Annotated in this window: 20 protein-coding genes; 15 read left to right on the top strand and 5 right to left on the bottom strand. The window is 40.9% G+C overall.

The genetic code is table 11. The annotated features are described in order from the left end of the window. The first annotated feature begins 6 nt into the window (after nucleotides 1–6). From ADH49_RS00320 to ADH49_RS00290, 7 genes are all read left to right on the top strand, one after another. Nucleotides 7–573, top strand: coding sequence for a nucleotidyltransferase family protein (locus tag ADH49_RS00320; protein ID WP_048687844.1), 567 nt, complete (start codon nucleotides 7–9; stop codon nucleotides 571–573). Nucleotides 574–691: 118 nt separating this feature from the next. Continuing rightward, nucleotides 692–1,114: a low molecular weight protein-tyrosine-phosphatase gene (locus ADH49_RS00315; RefSeq protein WP_048687842.1), complete on the top strand. Its 423-nt coding sequence runs from the start codon at nucleotides 692–694 to the stop codon at nucleotides 1,112–1,114. Between the two features lie 57 nt (nucleotides 1,115–1,171). After that, complete coding sequence (locus ADH49_RS00310) at nucleotides 1,172–1,585, top strand: hypothetical protein (RefSeq protein WP_006595277.1); 414 nt, start codon at nucleotides 1,172–1,174, stop codon at nucleotides 1,583–1,585. Next, nucleotides 1,575–3,392 carry an acyltransferase family protein gene (locus ADH49_RS00305; protein ID WP_048687840.1) on the top strand — a complete coding sequence of 606 codons (1,818 nt, stop codon included), beginning with the start codon at nucleotides 1,575–1,577 and terminating at the stop codon, nucleotides 3,390–3,392. The genes ADH49_RS00310 and ADH49_RS00305 overlap by 11 nt, the downstream gene beginning before the upstream one ends. 358 nt (nucleotides 3,393–3,750) lie before the next feature. Then, a complete protein-coding gene (gene adhE / locus ADH49_RS00300) occupies nucleotides 3,751–6,402 on the top strand; it encodes a bifunctional acetaldehyde-CoA/alcohol dehydrogenase (RefSeq protein WP_048687838.1) in 2,652 nt (883 codons plus the stop codon). A gap of 221 nt (nucleotides 6,403–6,623) precedes the next feature. Further along, nucleotides 6,624–7,673, top strand: a complete 1,050-nt coding sequence (locus tag ADH49_RS00295) for a zinc-dependent alcohol dehydrogenase family protein (protein WP_023027479.1) — start codon at nucleotides 6,624–6,626, stop codon at nucleotides 7,671–7,673. Between the two features lie 170 nt (nucleotides 7,674–7,843). Next, on the top strand, nucleotides 7,844–8,230 hold the full coding sequence (locus ADH49_RS00290; protein WP_048687834.1) for a hypothetical protein: 387 nt from the start codon (nucleotides 7,844–7,846) through the stop codon (nucleotides 8,228–8,230). A 156-nt stretch (nucleotides 8,231–8,386) separates the two neighbouring features. On the opposite strand, the gene ADH49_RS10240 is transcribed toward ADH49_RS00290, so the two are convergent. The 5 genes from ADH49_RS10240 to ADH49_RS00275 are packed head-to-tail and all read right to left on the bottom strand — an operon-like array spanning nucleotide 8,387 to nucleotide 9,285. Then, nucleotides 8,387–8,551 carry a hypothetical protein gene (locus tag ADH49_RS10240; RefSeq protein ID WP_185761541.1) on the bottom strand — a complete coding sequence of 55 codons (165 nt, stop codon included), beginning with the start codon at nucleotides 8,549–8,551 and terminating at the stop codon, nucleotides 8,387–8,389. 12 nt (nucleotides 8,552–8,563) lie between these two features. Further along, nucleotides 8,564–8,731, bottom strand: a complete 168-nt coding sequence (locus ADH49_RS00285) for a hypothetical protein (protein ID WP_048687832.1) — start codon at nucleotides 8,729–8,731, stop codon at nucleotides 8,564–8,566. A gap of 11 nt (nucleotides 8,732–8,742) precedes the next feature. After that, nucleotides 8,743–8,910 (bottom strand): hypothetical protein, encoded by a 168-nt coding sequence (locus tag ADH49_RS10235; RefSeq protein WP_006595270.1) that lies wholly within the window; start codon nucleotides 8,908–8,910, stop codon nucleotides 8,743–8,745. A gap of 12 nt (nucleotides 8,911–8,922) precedes the next feature. Next, a complete protein-coding gene (locus ADH49_RS00280; protein ID WP_006595269.1) occupies nucleotides 8,923–9,090 on the bottom strand; it encodes a class IIb bacteriocin, lactobin A/cerein 7B family in 168 nt (55 codons plus the stop codon). Between the two features lie 21 nt (nucleotides 9,091–9,111). Further along, complete coding sequence (locus ADH49_RS00275; protein WP_006595268.1) at nucleotides 9,112–9,285, bottom strand: Blp family class II bacteriocin; 174 nt, start codon at nucleotides 9,283–9,285, stop codon at nucleotides 9,112–9,114. Nucleotides 9,286–10,013: 728 nt separating this feature from the next. Between ADH49_RS00275 and ADH49_RS00270 the strand changes: the two genes are divergently transcribed. The 8 genes from ADH49_RS00270 to ADH49_RS00235 all read left to right on the top strand — a co-directional run bounded on the left by ADH49_RS00270 (nucleotide 10,014) and on the right by ADH49_RS00235 (nucleotide 17,565). Then, complete coding sequence (locus ADH49_RS00270) at nucleotides 10,014–10,712, top strand: N-acetylmannosamine-6-phosphate 2-epimerase (protein WP_048687830.1); 699 nt, start codon at nucleotides 10,014–10,016, stop codon at nucleotides 10,710–10,712. A 161-nt stretch (nucleotides 10,713–10,873) separates the two neighbouring features. Then, nucleotides 10,874–11,326: a YhcH/YjgK/YiaL family protein gene (locus tag ADH49_RS00265; RefSeq protein WP_048687828.1), complete on the top strand. Its 453-nt coding sequence runs from the start codon at nucleotides 10,874–10,876 to the stop codon at nucleotides 11,324–11,326. A 113-nt stretch (nucleotides 11,327–11,439) separates the two neighbouring features. Beyond that, a complete protein-coding gene (locus ADH49_RS00260; protein WP_048687825.1) occupies nucleotides 11,440–12,789 on the top strand; it encodes an ABC transporter substrate-binding protein in 1,350 nt (449 codons plus the stop codon). Nucleotides 12,790–12,842: 53 nt separating this feature from the next. Further along, nucleotides 12,843–13,727, top strand: a complete 885-nt coding sequence (locus ADH49_RS00255) for a carbohydrate ABC transporter permease (protein ID WP_048687823.1) — start codon at nucleotides 12,843–12,845, stop codon at nucleotides 13,725–13,727. Beyond that, on the top strand, nucleotides 13,727–14,560 hold the full coding sequence (locus ADH49_RS00250) for a carbohydrate ABC transporter permease (protein ID WP_048687910.1): 834 nt from the start codon (nucleotides 13,727–13,729) through the stop codon (nucleotides 14,558–14,560). The genes ADH49_RS00255 and ADH49_RS00250 overlap by 1 nt, the downstream gene beginning before the upstream one ends. A 25-nt stretch (nucleotides 14,561–14,585) precedes the next feature. After that, on the top strand, nucleotides 14,586–15,692 hold the full coding sequence (locus ADH49_RS00245) for a Gfo/Idh/MocA family protein (protein ID WP_006595261.1): 1,107 nt from the start codon (nucleotides 14,586–14,588) through the stop codon (nucleotides 15,690–15,692). Between the two features lie 31 nt (nucleotides 15,693–15,723). Next, nucleotides 15,724–16,641, top strand: a complete 918-nt coding sequence (locus ADH49_RS00240) for a dihydrodipicolinate synthase family protein (protein WP_048687819.1) — start codon at nucleotides 15,724–15,726, stop codon at nucleotides 16,639–16,641. A 30-nt stretch (nucleotides 16,642–16,671) separates the two neighbouring features. Next, the gene (locus ADH49_RS00235) at nucleotides 16,672–17,565 is read left to right on the top strand and encodes an ROK family protein (protein WP_048687817.1); all 894 of its coding nucleotides are present in this window, start codon (nucleotides 16,672–16,674) and stop codon (nucleotides 17,563–17,565) included. The last annotated feature ends 86 nt before the right edge of the window (nucleotides 17,566–17,651 follow it).

Genomic DNA, 17,651 nt, shown 5'->3' with positions numbered 1-17,651 from the left:
AAGAAGATGCTAACGGAAAAAGCGATAGTAGAGCAAATCCAAGCGGATCAAGAGATGATGACTGTCTTGGCCATTATTCGGGATCTCAACCTGGCAGACGCTTGGCTTGCAGCTGGTGCGGTGCGCAATTTCGTCTGGAACCAGCTCTCTGGAAAACCAGGGTTTGATGCGACGACCGATATGGATCTGGTCTTTTATGACCCTACGATTAGCTATGAGGAGACTTTGCAGATCGAGCAGGGATTAAAGAAGACCTATCCTCAGTACGCTTGGGAAGTCAAAAATCAAGTCTATATGCACCAGCATAGTCCGGGGACGGCTCCTTATCGCAGTGCTTGTGACGCGGTTTCTAAATACCCCGAGCAGTGTACAGCAATTGCAGTTCGCTTAAGGAAAGATGGTCAGCTAGAGCTCTTTCTCCCCTATGGGACAAGGGATATCGAAGATTTCATCGTTCAGCCGACTCCACATTTTTTAGCCAGTCCCGAGCGTTTGGCGGTTTATACAGAGCGTATGCGGAAGAAAGATTGGAAACGAAAATGGCTATCCCTTCAGATCATCCTGCCTGAATAAAAAAAGAAAGTCAGCCCACCTCAACGATGGACAGGCTTTTTTCGTCTTGCCTCAAAAATATAATTTTAGCAGATTATATTTTTCTTACATTCTGTTATAATAGAAAGGAGGTGCTGTCATGAAAAAAATTGTATTTGTGTGTTTAGGAAATATTTGTCGGAGCCCCATGGCAGAGTTTGTCATGAAGGACTTGACCAACCAGTATGAGATTGAAAGTCGTGCCACTTCTAACTGGGAGCACGGGAACCCTATTCACCAAGGGACTCAAAAGATTTTTCGTAGTCATGGCGTGCCCTATGATGCTTCTAAAACATCCCTTCAAATCAGCGACCAAGATTTTCATGCCTTTGATCTGATCTTAGGAATGGATGAGAACAATGTAGCTGACCTCAAACGAATGGCACCTCCTGGAACAGAGCACAAGATTCATCTCTTTGCAGGAGAAAGTGTTCCAGATCCATGGTACACAGGAGATTTCGAAGAGACCTATCGCCGTGTTCTAGCTGGTTGTCAAGAGTGGTTGGATCGATTAGAAGATTAGTTTCGGACTGGCTCCTGAAATGAGTAACCGGCTGAAGATAAAAAGAATGAACAGAGTATGGAAAAAATAAAAGAATTATTTGAGACCTATAAGGTCTATGTTACGAGAGAGAATATTGAACGATTGTCCTTGGGGATTATTGTTCTGTCTGCTTTGTGGGTATTTCTTTCCTCCATTCCTTTCGGAGGTGTGTTGACCCTCGATAAGGGAGCTATTCGCTACGACGGAAGTGTCGTCCGAGGCAAGATGAATGGCCAAGGGACGGTGACCTTTGAGAATGGGGACACCTACAAGGGCAATTTTGTCAATGGAACCTTTAGTGGTTATGGAACCTTTACAGCCAAGGCTGGTTGGAAATATGAAGGTGAATTTGTCAATGGTCAACCAGAAGGACAGGGAACCTTGACGACAGAACAAAATGTCGTCTATAAGGGAACGTTTAAACAAGGAATTTATCAAAATGCGAATTAAATGGTTTTCATTGGTACGGATAACGGGACTTCTTCTCGTTCTTCTCTACCATTTCTTCCAAAAGGTTTTTCCTGGTGGATTTATTGGAGTAGATATCTTCTTTACTTTCTCAGGATTTTTGATCACGGCTCTTCTGATCGATGAGTTTGCCCGTCATCAAAAAATTGATCTCAAGGGCTTCCTTAGACGACGCTTCTACCGGATTGTCCCACCTTTAGTCTTTATGGTCTTGCTGGTCATGCCTTTTACCTTCTTGGTCAGACGAGACTTTATTGCTGGGCTTGGGACACAGATTGCTGCCGTCTTTGGCTTTGTGACCAATTTCTATGAGATGTTAAGTGGCGGAAGTTACGAAAGTCAGTTCATCCCCCATCTTTTCATTCATACTTGGAGTTTGGCTCTTGAAGTTCATTACTACGTCCTCTGGGCTCTTTTGGCTTGGTTTTTGGGTAAAAAAGCTAAGTCAGTTGGCCAATATAGAGGCTATATCTTCCTGTCGTCGACAGGTCTCTTTTTGGTGGCCTTCCTGACCTTCTTTGTCGGAGCGCTGGTCACCAAGAATTTGTCCAATGTCTATTTTTCTAGTATCGCTCACGTCTTTCCTTTCTTTGTGGGGAGTGCTTTAGCGACAGTGACAGGGATTACAACGACCAGCCCAAATCTTACTCAATTAGTGAAGAAGCTATCTCTACAGAAGACGTTAACGATTTTAGCGGGTGCTTTTCTAGTTTTGTTGGTCTTGACATTTATTCTTCCATTTGATAGTGTTTGGACCTATTTATTTGGATTTTTAGTAGCAACTCTTGCTGCATCTGTGATGATTGTGATGACGCGTGTCCTTCATGAAAAGACGCCAGATCAGAAAGAACCTGCAGTGATTACCTTTATTGCAGATACAAGTTATGGGGTTTATCTCTTCCACTGGCCATTTTACATCATCTTTTCTCAATTAATGACCAATGGATGGGCTTCTCTATTAACAGCGCTTGTATCCTTTAGTCTTGCTGCCTTGAGTTTCTATATTATTGAACCAACCTTGGCTGGACGTGAACCGAAGATTTTTGGGATCTCGATGGATCTCAGAAGTTTCACGAAACCACTCTTTTACAGCGCGATTCCCTTGACCTTGCTCATGTTTGGGATTGCACTCTTTGCGCCACGCGTCGGAGCCTTTGATGAAAACCTGATTACCGAAGGGCTTCGTCAATCCGACAGCAAGATGCAGATCACGCGTGCCCAAGTTGACAATGCTTCAGCGACTTCCTACAATGTATCAGATGGCGTGACCATGATCGGAGATTCTGTAAACCTCCGGGCATCAGATTATCTGAAACAAGTTCTGCCAGATATCCAACTAGATGCTTTGGTGAGTCGCAATCTGGACTCAGGCTTAAAGGTATATGAAACGGATATTGCCAATAGAGTCTTGCTCAAGAACGTGGTGATCGCACTTGGAACTAACTCTTCTAATAATTATCAAGAATTGTTGGATAAGTTTGTTCAAGAACTACCAAAAGGACATCGCTTAATCTTTGTGACCCCATATGATGGACGTGAAGCAAATGATAGCAAGAGCGTCACCGTTCAGACTCGAAAGTATGAGCTAGAGTTAGCTAAAAAATACGATTATGTCTATGTAGCGGACTGGCATCAAGTTGCTGTCGAAAATCCAGCTATCTGGGCTGGAACGGATAGTGTCCACTTTGGTTTAGAATCAGATGGCTCCATCGATGTTGGGGGAAATCTATACGCTAACGTCGTAAAAGAAGCAGTTGATCAAGCAAATAGAGGGCCAGTTAAGCCGTAAAAATTACTAAACGACTTAAGCAATTTTCACTTGAAGAAAATTGCTTTTTTTAGTAAAATTAAGAAAACGCTTACAAAAATTGCGTGAAAATATTTGTTTGTGAAATTGAAGTGCTTTCTCAAAAACATCCTTCAATTTTTTCTTGAAAATACTCCTGTATAGAAGGAGAAGGAGGATTCATGATAAAAAGTTAAAAAAATCTTTGTGAAACTATTTACAAATTTTCTAAAATAGAGTACAATAATATTGTGAAAAAATTAACAAATCGAAATTTCTTACACTATTCTTGAAAGTTTCTGAAAACAAGAAAAAGTTCCGGAAAAGGATAAGGGTTTCAAACATTGGAGGAAAGTATCAAATGGCTGATAAAAAAACTCTCTCACCTGAAGAAAAGAAACTCGCTGCTGAAAAACATGTAGACGAGTTGGTGCAAAAAGCGCTCGTAGCGCTTGAAGAAATGCGCAAATTGGATCAGGAGCAAGTAGACTACATTGTGGCGAAAGCATCTGTAGCTGCTCTTGACGCTCACGGTGAGCTCGCTCTTCATGCCTATGAAGAAACTGGTCGTGGAGTCTTTGAAGACAAGGCGACTAAGAACTTGTTCGCTTGTGAGCACGTTGTAAACAACATGCGTCACACCAAGACAGTTGGTGTCATTCAAGAAGATGATGTCACTGGTTTGACCTTGATTGCTGAGCCAGTCGGAGTAGTCTGCGGGATCACACCTACAACCAACCCAACTTCAACAGCAATCTTTAAAGCATTGATTTCCTTGAAGACACGGAACCCTATCGTCTTTGCTTTCCACCCATCAGCGCAAGAATCATCTGCTCATGCGGCACAAATCGTCCGCGATGCAGCGATTAAAGCAGGAGCTCCTGAAAACTGTGTGCAATGGATCACGCAACCATCTATGGAAGCAACCAGTGCCCTTATGAACCACGAAGGGATTGCGACTATCCTTGCAACAGGTGGTAACGCAATGGTGAAAGCTGCCTATTCTTGCGGTAAACCAGCTCTTGGGGTCGGTGCCGGAAACGTTCCTGCTTATGTCGAAAAATCAGCTAACATCCGCCAAGCTGCACACGATATCGTCATGTCTAAATCATTTGACAATGGTATGGTCTGTGCGTCTGAACAAGCGGTCATCATCGATAAAGAAATCTACGATGAGTTTGTTGAAGAATTCAAATCTTACCACACTTACTTCGTCAACAAAAAAGAAAAAGCCCTTCTTGAAGAGTTCTGCTTTGGTGTAAAAGCTAACAGCAAAAACTGTGCGGGTGCGAAATTGAATGCGGACATCGTTGGGAAACCAGCAGCATGGATCGCTGAACAAGCTGGCTTCTCAGTTCCAGAAGGAACCAATATCCTTGCGGCAGAATGTAAAGAAGTTGGCGAAAAAGAGCCTTTGACTCGTGAAAAATTGTCACCAGTCATCGCTGTCTTGAAATCTGAAAGCCGTGAAGACGGAATTAACAAAGCTCGTCAAATGGTTGAATTCAACGGTCTTGGTCACTCAGCTGCCATCCATACAGCTGACGAAGAATTGACCAAAGAATTTGGTAAAGCAGTTAAAGCCATTCGTGTGATCTGCAACTCTCCTTCGACTTTCGGTGGTATCGGGGATGTTTACAATGCCTTCTTGCCATCATTGACACTTGGATGTGGTTCTTACGGACGTAACTCTGTTGGGGACAACGTTAGTGCCATCAACCTCTTGAATATCAAAAAAGTCGGACGCCGGAGAAATAACATGCAATGGATGAAACTTCCTTCAAAAACATACTTTGAACGTGATTCAATTGAATACCTACAAAAATGTCGTGACGTTGAACGTGTCATGATCGTTACAGACCACGCTATGGTAGAGCTTGGTTTCCTTGATCGTATCATCGAACAGCTTGACCTTCGTCGCAACAAGGTAGTTTACCAAATCTTTGCAGACGTTGAACCAGATCCAGATATCACAACTGTTGAACGTGGTACAGAGATCATGCGTGCCTTCAAACCAGATACTATCGTCGCTCTCGGCGGTGGATCTCCAATGGATGCGGCTAAAGTAATGTGGCTCTTCTATGAACAACCAGAAGTGGACTTCCGTGACCTTGTACAAAAATTCATGGATATCCGTAAACGTGCCTTCAAATTCCCATTGCTTGGTAAGAAAACTAAATTCATCGCGATCCCAACAACATCTGGTACAGGATCTGAAGTAACTCCATTTGCCGTTATCTCTGATAAAGCAAACAACCGTAAATACCCAATCGCAGACTACTCATTGACTCCAACGGTTGCCATTGTAGACCCTGCCTTGGTATTGACAGTTCCTGGATCTGTTGCGGCTGATACTGGTATGGACGTATTGACTCACGCGACTGAAGCTTACGTATCACAAATGGCTAGCGACTACACTGATGGTCTTGCTCTTCAAGCCATCAAACTTGTCTTTGAAAACTTGGAAAGCTCAGTGAAGAATGCAGACTTCCACTCACGTGAGAAAATGCATAACGCTTCAACTATTGCTGGTATGGCCTTCGCCAATGCCTTCCTAGGTATTTCTCACTCAATGGCTCACAAGATTGGTGCGCAATTCCACACCATTCACGGACGGACCAATGCAATCTTGCTTCCATACGTTATCCGCTACAACGGTACACGCCCAGCTAAGACAGCAACATGGCCTAAGTACAACTACTACCGTGCAGATGAGAAGTATCAAGACATCGCTCGTATGCTTGGCCTTCCATGCTCTACACCAGAAGAAGCAGTTGAAGCTTACGCGAAAGCTGTTTACGAACTCGGTGAACGTGTAGGAATTGAAATGAACTTTAAAGCACAAGGAATTGACGAAAAAGAATGGAAGAAACATTCTCGCGAATTGGCCTTCCTTGCTTACGAAGATCAATGTTCACCAGCTAACCCACGTCTTCCAATGGTAGACCACATGCAAGAAATCATCGAAGATGCATACTATGGTTACAAAGAACGTCCAGGACGTCGTAAATAAGGCGCTAGAGAACAACTGATGTTTATCAGCTACCCCTCGCTCAAAAGAGCGAGGGATTTTTCTTTATCTTAACGCTAGAAATTGATTTTTGAGACCTGAAAACTATCTTTTAAAGAAATCTAATAAATATGTTGCAAGCGCTTGCTTTGTATGTTATAATATTCACAAAGTAAAAACTGTAATAAAATGGTTTGATAAAACCAACAAAAAAGGAGTCGCTTATGAAAGCAGCAACATATGTATCAGCAGGAAATCTTCAGTTGATTGATCAACCAAAACCAGTGATCAAGAAACCAACTGATGCGATTGTTCGTCTAGTGAAAACGACCATTTGTGGAACAGACCTCCATATTTTGGGTGGTGATGTTCCAGCTTGTAAAGAAGGGACCATCCTGGGTCATGAAGGAATTGGGATTGTCGAAGAAGTCGGCGATGCGGTTACGAACTTTAAGGTAGGAGACAAGGTTATCATCTCATGCGTAACAGCTTGTAACACTTGCTACTACTGTAAACGTGGCTTGCCTTCCCACTGTGAAGATGGGGGCTGGATCCTTGGCCACTTGATCAACGGTACCCAAGCAGAGTATGTCCATATCCCTCACGCAGACGGCAGTCTCTATCATGCACCAGCTTCTGTAGATGACGAAGCCCTGGTTATGCTCTCTGATATTCTGCCTACTTCCTATGAGATTGGAGTGCTCCCTTCTCACGTGAAACCTGGAGACAACGTTTGTATCGTTGGTGCAGGGCCAATCGGTTTGGCAGCTCTCTTAACCGTACAATTCTTCTCACCAGCTACCATTATCATGGTAGACTTGTCAGAATCACGTCTCGAAGCTTCTAAGAAGTTTGGAGCTACTCATACCATCTGTTCAAGTGATATTGATGAAATCAAGGCCTTTATCAATGAAGTGACCGATGGTCGTGGTGTTGATATCTCTATGGAATGTGTGGGCTATCCAGCTACCTTCGATGTCTGCCAAAATATTATCTCGGTCGGCGGTCATATTGCCAACGTCGGAGTGCATGGTAAACCAGTTAGCTTCAATCTTGACGACCTTTGGATTAAGAACATCACGCTCAATACTGGTTTGGTCAATGCCAATACAACTGAAATGCTTCTTAATGTTTTGAAATCTGGCAAGATTGATGCGACGAAGTTAGTGACCCACCACTTCAAACTTTCAGAAGCAGAAAAGGCATACGAAATCTTCAAACATGCTGGCGAAAACAATGCCTTGAAAGTCATTATTGATAATGACCTCAGCTAAGAAGGCTCAATCGTTTGATGCTGAAACAAAAAGGACAGGAACATGAAACTGTTCCTGTCCTTTTTAACAGATGTAGTAGTTGTTCTTGTCACGTCTATTTACTTGCTACTCCTAATAAAACGTACTCTAATATTATTAGAAATATAACATAAATAGAAAGGTGTGATCTTATGAAAATGTTCCATTATCATCGTGAGTTCTGGTTGGACTTTCATTTCTGGCTCTTGGTCTTACTTTTAGTGGCTGTAGCTATGATGACACAGGATCCGCTTTCGGTTGTTAGCCTTGCTTATCTTGCTTTTGTAGGGATTTTGATTCTTCTTCAGGTCTTTCAACCGCAGGTGTCCATTCGCCAGCATCCAGTAGGTAGCTACCATTTCAATTGGGACTTTTATCGTGACACCAGATTGTATATTGATCTCTTTTTATTGGCTGGTCTCTTAGAAGGTCCGTTCACTTCAACGGATATAGTTTATTGGATCTTGCTTGGGGCATTCGTCGGCTCTATTGGCTTTGTGTTTGTCGTAAAGGAAAAACCGATTCAAAAAACGGCCTAGTGCATCGAAAGTTCTAGAAGACATTTATTTGGGATCTCTCTCCTCGATGATGAAGAGGGAGAATAGAAAAAGGGCTTGCTTCGTTCAAACGAAAAAATCCTAGCTTTTTTAAAAGCTGGGATTTTTTGTACTGTTTAGTGAGATGATAAAGAAGTGTTACTGTTTGCCTCGTTTGCGAGCGTATTCGTCAAAGGCGCCAGCGAAGGTTCCCATGAGCAGGGGAGTAGCGATCAGTCCGACAGTGATCCAGACGGATCCACCATCTACATGGCTGAGTTCCTGCTCGGACAAGCTTCTAAAACGTGTTTCTTCGAGTTTCATGCTTGCTCCTTTCTAGTGCATGATGCCATTGATGATACTACGGCCAAAATCACGTCCGGAATTGTATAAAATATTCCATGTTTGAACGATGAATTTTGCCGAGTCAAAAACGGAGGCTCCTCCATCAATGGTCGCCAGTTCAGCTTCTGTTAGGTAAGTATAATGGATGCTTGTATCCATAAGTGTCCTCCTTAATGTAAGATTGTGTAGAGTAAATCAATTGCCTCGTTGAGAATGGTGAAAGTGACCATGAAGGCAATAGCAAATTTAGGAAAGTACCCTTCTACCTGTTTGGGTGCTTTTTTATCAAGAATGCAGTATCCCGTCAAAAGGATGAGGGTGATAAATACCAGACTCATTGGTCTCCTCCTTTACCATTTCCGTGTCATATTACTATGAAATGCATCGATCAGTTTTGTTGTCCCGATATAAGCAGAAGAAAAACCGTAAGCGAAAACTAATAGAAAAGGGAGTCCTCCACCATTAATATCACTTAATTCTTCATGCGTGAGATCTTTAAATTGTACTTGGTCTATCATTGCTTTTCTCCTTCAAATTAATTATTTAAATGCTCCCCAAATGGCAGTTCCGACAGCTGTTACACCACCAGCAATAGTGCCAGATAGATAGGGATGAGCAAGGATCCAAGCAACCAATGGGATAGCTCCCCCATCAACTTGTGTCAATTCTTCTTCTGTTAAGGGTGTGAATTTTTGTGTGAATTCTGTTGTCATTTAATTTTCCTCTTTCTTTCTTGTTTGTCGCCATCTAGCATCAACTGCTAGATAGATTGTAGCCGCAATGGCTAAATTAATCTGTGGTTGAAACGCAATCAGATGTGCATCATGTAAAACAGTTAATGCGATGATGATTGCAAAGATTATAGTGTGGATAGGCCATCTCATATTTTAATAATCCTAATTTTTGTTGAGAAGCAAAGCTAGGGTAATTTTCCAATAGAGCTAGCTTGTATGGGTAGCCTTTTATTCACCTTGTGTCAGCTAATCTGATTAGATGAAGCAAGGATAAGGTCAATAGCCAATGCTGTGTTTTTCTTACGTTTCAAGGTTTTAGTTTAAAACAAGATCAATGAAAGCAAGATTAATAGAACAAAAGCTTTGGTATTCTTTTTCATGTTCGGTATTCCCTTTCCTTATTTATTTTCGGAAGAAGTAATACAAAAACCATGGGATGATAATGGGAGTATAGTACATCTGTGGTCCTCCTTTCTTTTTGTTTGGTCACTTATACTATTCGTATAAAAATCTGGAAATGGAAAAAATTTCTAAAAAAGTTTTAGAATGTTTGCATCTCTGAAACTAGTTTCAGAGGAAAGAGATTATAGTTTAAAATATGAAACTATAATCAAAATAGCTCTAAAACATTGTAAGCGCTTTAAAAATACTATATAATAACTTTACAAGTACTCGAGTTGACGTAATAAATAAAGGAGATGGAATGTATGTCCAAGATCACGAAAGAAGAATTAATTCAACAGATCAAAGACGGCATTATCGTTTCTTGTCAGGCGCTTCCTCATGAACCTCTCTACACAGAGGCAGGAGGTGTGATTCCTCTCTTGGTCAAAGCAGCTGAGCAAGGAGGGGCGGTTGGAATCCGAGCGAATAGTGTCCGCGATATCAAAGAAATCAAGGAAGTGACAAAACTTCCGATTATCGGGATCATCAAGAGAGATTATCCTCCTGAGGAACCATTCATTACTGCTACTATGAAAGAAGTAGATGAATTGGCCGTATTAGATATCGCAGTGATTGCCCTGGATTGTACCAAACGTCCGCGTCATGACGGTCTATCGATTGTCGACTTTATCCAGCAAGTGAAGGAGAAATATCCTGATCAACTCTTGATGGCAGATATCAGCACCTTTGAAGAAGGCTTAACAGCTGTCGAAGCAGGGGTTGATTTTGTCGGAACGACCTTATCTGGGTACACAGATTATAGCCCGAAAGTAGACGGACCTGACATTGACTTGATTCGCCAACTCTGCCAAGCGGGTGTCGATGTGATTGCTGAAGGTAAGATTCATTATCCTGCACAAGCCAAAGAAATTCATGACCTGGGTGTCAGAGGAGTTGTAGTAGGGGGAGCTATCACACGACCTAAAGAAATTACAGAACGCTTCGTCGCAGCATTAAATTGAGAAAACAAAACAGAAGATTGAAGGAGGAGGAGACCCAATAGAGACTAGTCGAATTCATTTAATGAGAATGTTTCAGTGAAGGATAACGATGAAGATTTCAAGAAGGAAGTCATATTTGCTTAACTTTCTGCAACATAAATCTAGTGTAAAAGGAGAAATAGATGATATTTGATGATTTAATAAACATAAAATTGTACAAAGGGATTCATCCTAATCTGGATCAAGCGATTGATTTTCTCTATGAACACCGGAAAGATTCTTTTGAGCTAGGGAGATATGATATCGACGGTGACAAGGTCTTTCTCGTTGTCCAAGAAAACACCCTTAACAAAGATGAAAATGATCGCTTTGAACATCATCGCCGTTATGCCGACCTTCATTTATTAGTTGAAGGACATGAATTTTCTAGCTACGGTTCCCTTATCCTAGATGAAGCTATTCCATTTGATGAAGCAAGTGATATTGGCTTTGTTCATTGTGAGAAATTCTATCCACTTCATTTGGGCTATCATAATTTTGCAGTCTTCTTCCCTGGTGAACCTCACCAACCAAATGGTTATTCAGGTCAGGAAGAAACAGTCAGAAAATATTTATTCAAAATTGCGATTGATTAGATGTCTTAAATAGAAAATGGAGGAGATAGGCAATATAGTTAGTTTTTTCGGAGAAGTTAAGTCTTCAAAGCGCTGATTACATATTTTGTATTTAAAACAGAAAGAGGAAAACAATGAAAAATAGTAAGAAAATTCTTTTAGCTTTGGTTCTCGCGTTATTCGCATTATTTGTCACTGCATGTTCATCTTCAAAAAATGATGCAGAAGGAAGTAATAAAACTGGAGAATTATCTGGTGAAATTGTAGTGTGGCACTCATTTACTCAGGGTCCGCGGTTAGAAAGTATTCAAAAATCAGCGGATGAGTTTATGAAGAAGCATCCAAAGGTTAAAATTAAGATTGAGACGTTTTCATGGAACGACTTCTATACAAAATGGACGACTGGATTAGCAAATGGGAATGTTCCAGATATTAGCACTGCATTGCCGAATCAGGTCATGGAAATGGTCAATTCAGATGCTTTGGTTCCATTGAATGATACCGTTAAAAAAATAGGAGAAGATAAATTTAATAAAACAGCATTAGATGAAGCGAAGGTTGATGGCAATTTTTATTCCATTCCTTTGTACTCACATGCTCAAGTAATGTGGGTTCGCACCGATTTATTGAAACAATATAATATTGAAGTTCCAAAAACATGGGATCAATTGTATGAGGCTTCCAAAAAATTAAAAGAAAATGGAGTTTATGGAGTGTCTGTACCTTTCGGGACAAATGATATGATGGGGACACGCTTCTTGAATTTCTATGTACGAAGTGGTGGTGGAAGTCTTTTGACAAAAGATATGAAAGCTGACTTGACAAGTAAACTGGCTCAAGATGGAATTAAATATTGGGTGAAGATGTACAAGGAATTTTCTCCAAAAGATTCACTTAACTTTAATGTCTTGCAACAAGCCACTTTGTTCTATCAAGGAAAGACAGCATTTGACTTTAACTCAGGATTCCATGTTGGTGGTATCCAAGCAAATAGCCCTCAATTGATTGATGCAATTGATGCCTATCCTATTCCAAAGGTGAAAGAATCAGATAAAGATTATGGTATTGAAACTTCTAATATTCCATTGGTAGTTTGGAAGAATTCCAAACATCCAGAAGTAGCGAAGGCATTCTTAGAATCTTTGTATGAAAAGGAAGATTACATTAATTTCTTAGATTCAACTCCTGTTGGAATGTTGCCTGCCATCAAAGGAATTAGTGATGATCCAGCCTATAAAGATAATGACATTCGCAAGAAATTCCAACATGCAGAAGAAGTTATTACAAAAGCAGCAGAAAAAGGTACAGCTATTGGATATGAAAATGGTCCAAGTGTTCAAGCTGGAATGTTAACAAACCAACATATCATTGAACAAATGTTCCAAGATATTATTACAAATGGTAAAGATCCAATGGAGGCTGCTAAGGATGCAGAAAAACAATTGAACGATTTATTCGAAACTGTAGCAGTTGATGTTAAATAATAATAGCAGAGGCTACAATAATGTAGCCTCTGTTTTTAGAGAGGAAAAAGCATATGGTCAAAAATAGAAATTTGACTCGATGGGTGTTTGTGTTACCTGCTATTATCATTGTTGGACTATTATTTGTTTACCCATTTTTCTCCAGCATTTATTTTAGCTTTACAAACAAACATTTGATCTTGCCGCGGTATAAATTTGTAGGATTAGCAAATTATAAAGCAGTTTTATCGGATCCTAATTTCTACAATGCCTTCTTCAACTCCCTTAAATGGACAGTCTTTTCTCTTGTGGGACAAGTGCTTGTTGGTTTTGTATTAGCACTTGCATTGCATAGAGTTAGACGTTTTAAGAAGTTATATAGGACATTGTTGATTGTTCCTTGGGCGTTCCCAACTATTGTCATTGCCTTTTCTTGGCAATGGATCTTAAATGGAGTATATGGTTATCTACCTAACTTGATTGTGAAATTAGGACTGATGAATCACGTCCCTGGATTTTTGACAGAAAGTACGTGGGCTTTCATCTGTTTAGTATTTATTAATATTTGGTTTGGTGCCCCTATGATCATGGTCAATGTTCTATCTGCCTTACAAACGGTTCCGGAGGAACAGTTTGAAGCAGCTAGGATTGATGGAGCCTCCAGTTGGCAAGTTTTTCGATTTGTAATTTTACCTCATATTAAAGTAGTAGTCGGATTACTTGTTGTACTTAGAACAGTATGGATCTTTAATAACTTTGATATTATCTATCTGATTACAGGTGGAGGCCCTTCAAACGCAACAACAACATTGCCAATATTCGCATATAATCTCGGTTGGGGAACAAAACTTCTTGGGCGTGCCTCCGCAGTAACAGTCTTGCTATTTATTTTCTTGTTGGCAGTATGTTTCATTTACTTTGGAGTAATTAGTAAATGGGAGAAGGAGGGTAGAAAATGATGAAGAGAAGAACAAATGTACTCCTTGATATTGGGTCACATGTTGTTTTAGTTATTTCAACTATTATCGCAATTTTTCCTTTAATTTGGATCCTTTTATCTTCTGTAAAAGGAAAAGGTGAATTAACCCAGTTTCCAACAAGATTTTGGCCTAAACAGTTTACTCTCGATTATTTTACGCATGTTATTAATGACCTACATTTTATAGATAATATAAAAAATAGCTTATTAATCGCATTAACGACAACTGTCATCGCTATTATCATTTCTGCAATGGCTGCTTACGGGATTGTTCGCTTCTTTCCAAAATTAGGGGCGATCATGTCTCGATTGTTAGTAATTACTTATATCTTCCCTCCGATCTTGTTGGCAATTCCTTATTCTATTGCCGTTGCAAAAGTTGGATTAACCAATAGTTTAATTGGTTTAATGATTGTTTATCTTTCGTTTAGTGTCCCTTATGCAGTGTGGTTGTTAGTAGGGTTCTTCCAAACAGTTCCAATTGGAATCGAGGAAGCAGCAAAAATAGATGGCGCGAATAAATTTGTTACCTTTTATAAAGTGGTGTTACCAATTGTTGCACCAGGGATTGTGGCCACAGCCATATATACCTTTATTAATGCTTGGAATGAATTTCTTTATGCATTGATCTTGATCAATGATACAAGTAAGATGACGGTTGCGGTGGCTTTGCGTTCATTAAACGGTTCGGAGATTCTAGATTGGGGAGATATGATGGCAGCCTCTGTAATTGTGGTACTGCCTTCAATCATCTTCTTCTCAATTATCCAAAATAAAATTGCAAGTGGTCTTTCTGAAGGATCCGTAAAATAGTAAAAATAGAAACAGGAGAAAAACAATGGTTGTAAATTATGGTGTTGTTGGCACAGGATACTTTGGTGCTGAATTAGCAAGATATATGAAAGAAAATGACGGTGCAGTAATTACAGTTGTGTATGATCCAGAAAATGCAGAAGCTGTAGCAGAAGAATTAGGAGCACGAGTGGCTTCGTCACTAGATGAATTGGTTCAAAGTGATGATGTGGACTGCGTGATTGTTGCTTCTCCTAATAATCTGCATAAAGAACCCGTTATTAAAGCTGCTCAGAATGGAAAAAATGTTTTCTGTGAAAAACCGATTGCTTTATCATATGAAGATTGTAAAGAGATGGTAGAAACATGTAAAGAAAATGGTGTGATTTTCATGGCTGGTCACATTATGAATTTCTTTAATGGTGTTCATCATGCTAAAGAATTGATCAATCAAGGGGTTATTGGAGATGTTTTGTACTGTCATACAGCGAGAAATGGCTGGGAAGAACAACAACCATCCATTTCATGGAAAAAAATTCGTGAAAAATCAGGGGGCCATCTTTACCACCATATCCATGAGTTGGATTGCGTTCAATTTTTAATGGGAGGTATTCCTGAAACAGTTACGATGACAGGTGGAAATGTAGCTCACCAAGGAGAAAACTTTGGTGATGAAGATGATATGATTTTTGTTAATATGGAATTCCCTGGCAAGCGATTTGCCTTGCTTGAATGGGGTTCTGCCTATCGTTGGGGAGAACACTATGTTCTGATTCAGGGAACGAAGGGTGCTATAAAATTAGACCTATTTAATTGTAAAGGTACTCTGAAAGTAGATGGAAAAGAAACTTATTTCTTAATTCATGAATCTCAGGAAGAGGATGATGACCGTACAAGAATTTATCATAGTACGGAGATGGATGGTGCCATTGCTTATGGCAAACCAGGGAAACGAACTCCATTATGGCTATCTTCTGTTATTGATAAAGAAATGAAATACCTTCATGACATAATGAATGGTGCTCCTGTATCAAAAGAATTTGAAAAACTATTAACCGGAGAAGCGGCGTTAGAAGCGATTGCGTCTGCTGATGCTTGTACTCGTTCCATTAATGAAGACCGAAAAGTTAAATTATCAGAGATCATGGGTTAATAATATTACTGATACGACAAAAGGAGAAAAAATGTCAGATTTAAAAAAATATGAAGGAGTCATCCCGGCTTTTTATGCCTGCTATGATGACCAAGGAGAAATTAGCCCGGAGCGGGTACGTGCGCTGGTAGAATATTTTATCGCGAAAGGTGTGCAGGGCTTGTATGTCAACGGATCTTCCGGCGAATGTATCTACCAGAGCGTAGCCGATCGCAAGCTAGTCTTGGAAGAAGTCATGGCAGTGGCTAAAGGAAAATTGACCATCATCGCTCACGTGGCCTGCAACAATACCAAGGACAGCGTGGAATTGGCACGACATGCAGAAGAACTTGGAGTAGATGCCATTGCGGCCATTCCGCCAATTTATTTCCGCTTACCAGAATACAGTGTGGCCCACTACTGGAATGAAATCAGCGCAGCAGCGCCAAACACAGACTTTGTCATCTACAATATCCCGCAATTAGCAGGGGTAGCTCTGACACCAAGTCTGTATAAAGAAATGTTGAAAAACCCACGGGTGATTGGGGTGAAAAACTCTTCCATGCCTGTGCAAGATATCCAGACCTTTGCTTCTTTGGGAGGTGATGACCATATCGTCTTTAATGGTCCAGATGAACAATTCTTAGGTGGCCGTCTGATGGGAGCAGGAGCAGGTATTGGAGGCACCTATGGTGCTATGCCGGAACTCTTCTTGAAACTCAATCAGCTGATTGCTGAGAAAGACTTAGAGACTGCGCGTGCCTTGCAGTTTGCCATCAATGGCATTATCGGAGTCTTGACGTCTGCTCATGGAAACATGTATGGGGTCATTAAAGAAGTCTTGCGGATCAATGAAGGTCTAGAACTGGGATCTGTTCGGAGTCCATTAACCCCGGTAACTGAAGCAGACCAGGAAGTGGTTCAAAAAGCAGCTAGCTTAATCCGTGAAGTCAAGGAACGTTTCCTTTAAAAAAGAGTGTAAATCGGAAAGGAGAGGTGTATGGCCTATTACCTAGCGATTGATATCGGTGGGACCAATATCAAATATGGTCTGATTGATGAAGCAGAGAATCTGATCGAGTCGCATGAAATGCCGACAGAAGCTGAAAAAGGGGGACCTGGAATTCTAGGGAAAACCAAAGCTTTAGTAGAATCTTACCTCGAAGAAAATACTATTCTTGGAGTCTGTATTTCGTCAGCTGGGATGGTTGACCCCGATAAGGGGGAAATCTTTTATGCAGGCCCTCAGATTCCTAATTATGCAGGAACTCAGTTCAAAAAAGAAATTGAAGAGACCTATCAAATCCCCTGCGAAATTGAAAATGACGTCAACTGTGCTGGTTTAGCAGAAGTGATGTCAGGGAATGGCCAGGGTGCTCAAGTTGCCGTCTGTTTAACGGTCGGTACTGGCATTGGTGGCTGTCTCTTGATCAATGGGGAGATTTTCCATGGCTTTAGCAATTCTGCTTGCGAGGTAGGTTACTTTCATCTTCAAGATGGCGCCTTCCAAGATTTGGCCTCGACGACAGCTTTGGTTGAATATGTTGCCAAGGAGCATGGGGATCCTGTTGAACAATGGAGTGGTCGTCGCATATTCAAGGAAGCGACCCAAGGAAATACCATCTGTATGGCAGGAATCGATCGCATGGTCGACTACCTGGGCAAGGGGCTTGCCAATATCTGTTATGTTGTCAATCCTCAAGTGGTCATTCTTGGTGGTGGAGTCATGGGACAGGAAGCTATTTTGAAACCAAAGATTTCAGCAGCTCTCAAGGCTTCTCTTGTTCCGAGCCTAGCAGACAAGACACAATTGGAGTTTGCGCATCATCAAAATACGGCAGGGATGATAGGAGCTTACTACCATTTCAAACAACAACAAGCCAGACGCAATTAAATCAAAAAACGAGGCTGGGACAGAAGTCCTAGCCTCTCAATTGTCTTTGGATTATCGAGCAAGACGCAGTGGTTGAGTGGGCTCTA

Origin of the sequence: Streptococcus sp. 400_SSPC, from assembly GCF_001072745.1 — a bacterium.
In the GTDB taxonomy this organism is placed as follows: domain Bacteria; phylum Bacillota; class Bacilli; order Lactobacillales; family Streptococcaceae; genus Streptococcus; species Streptococcus xiaochunlingii.
Note: the sequence above shows the minus strand (reverse complement) of the source record. Positions and strands in the feature narration are given on the sequence as shown.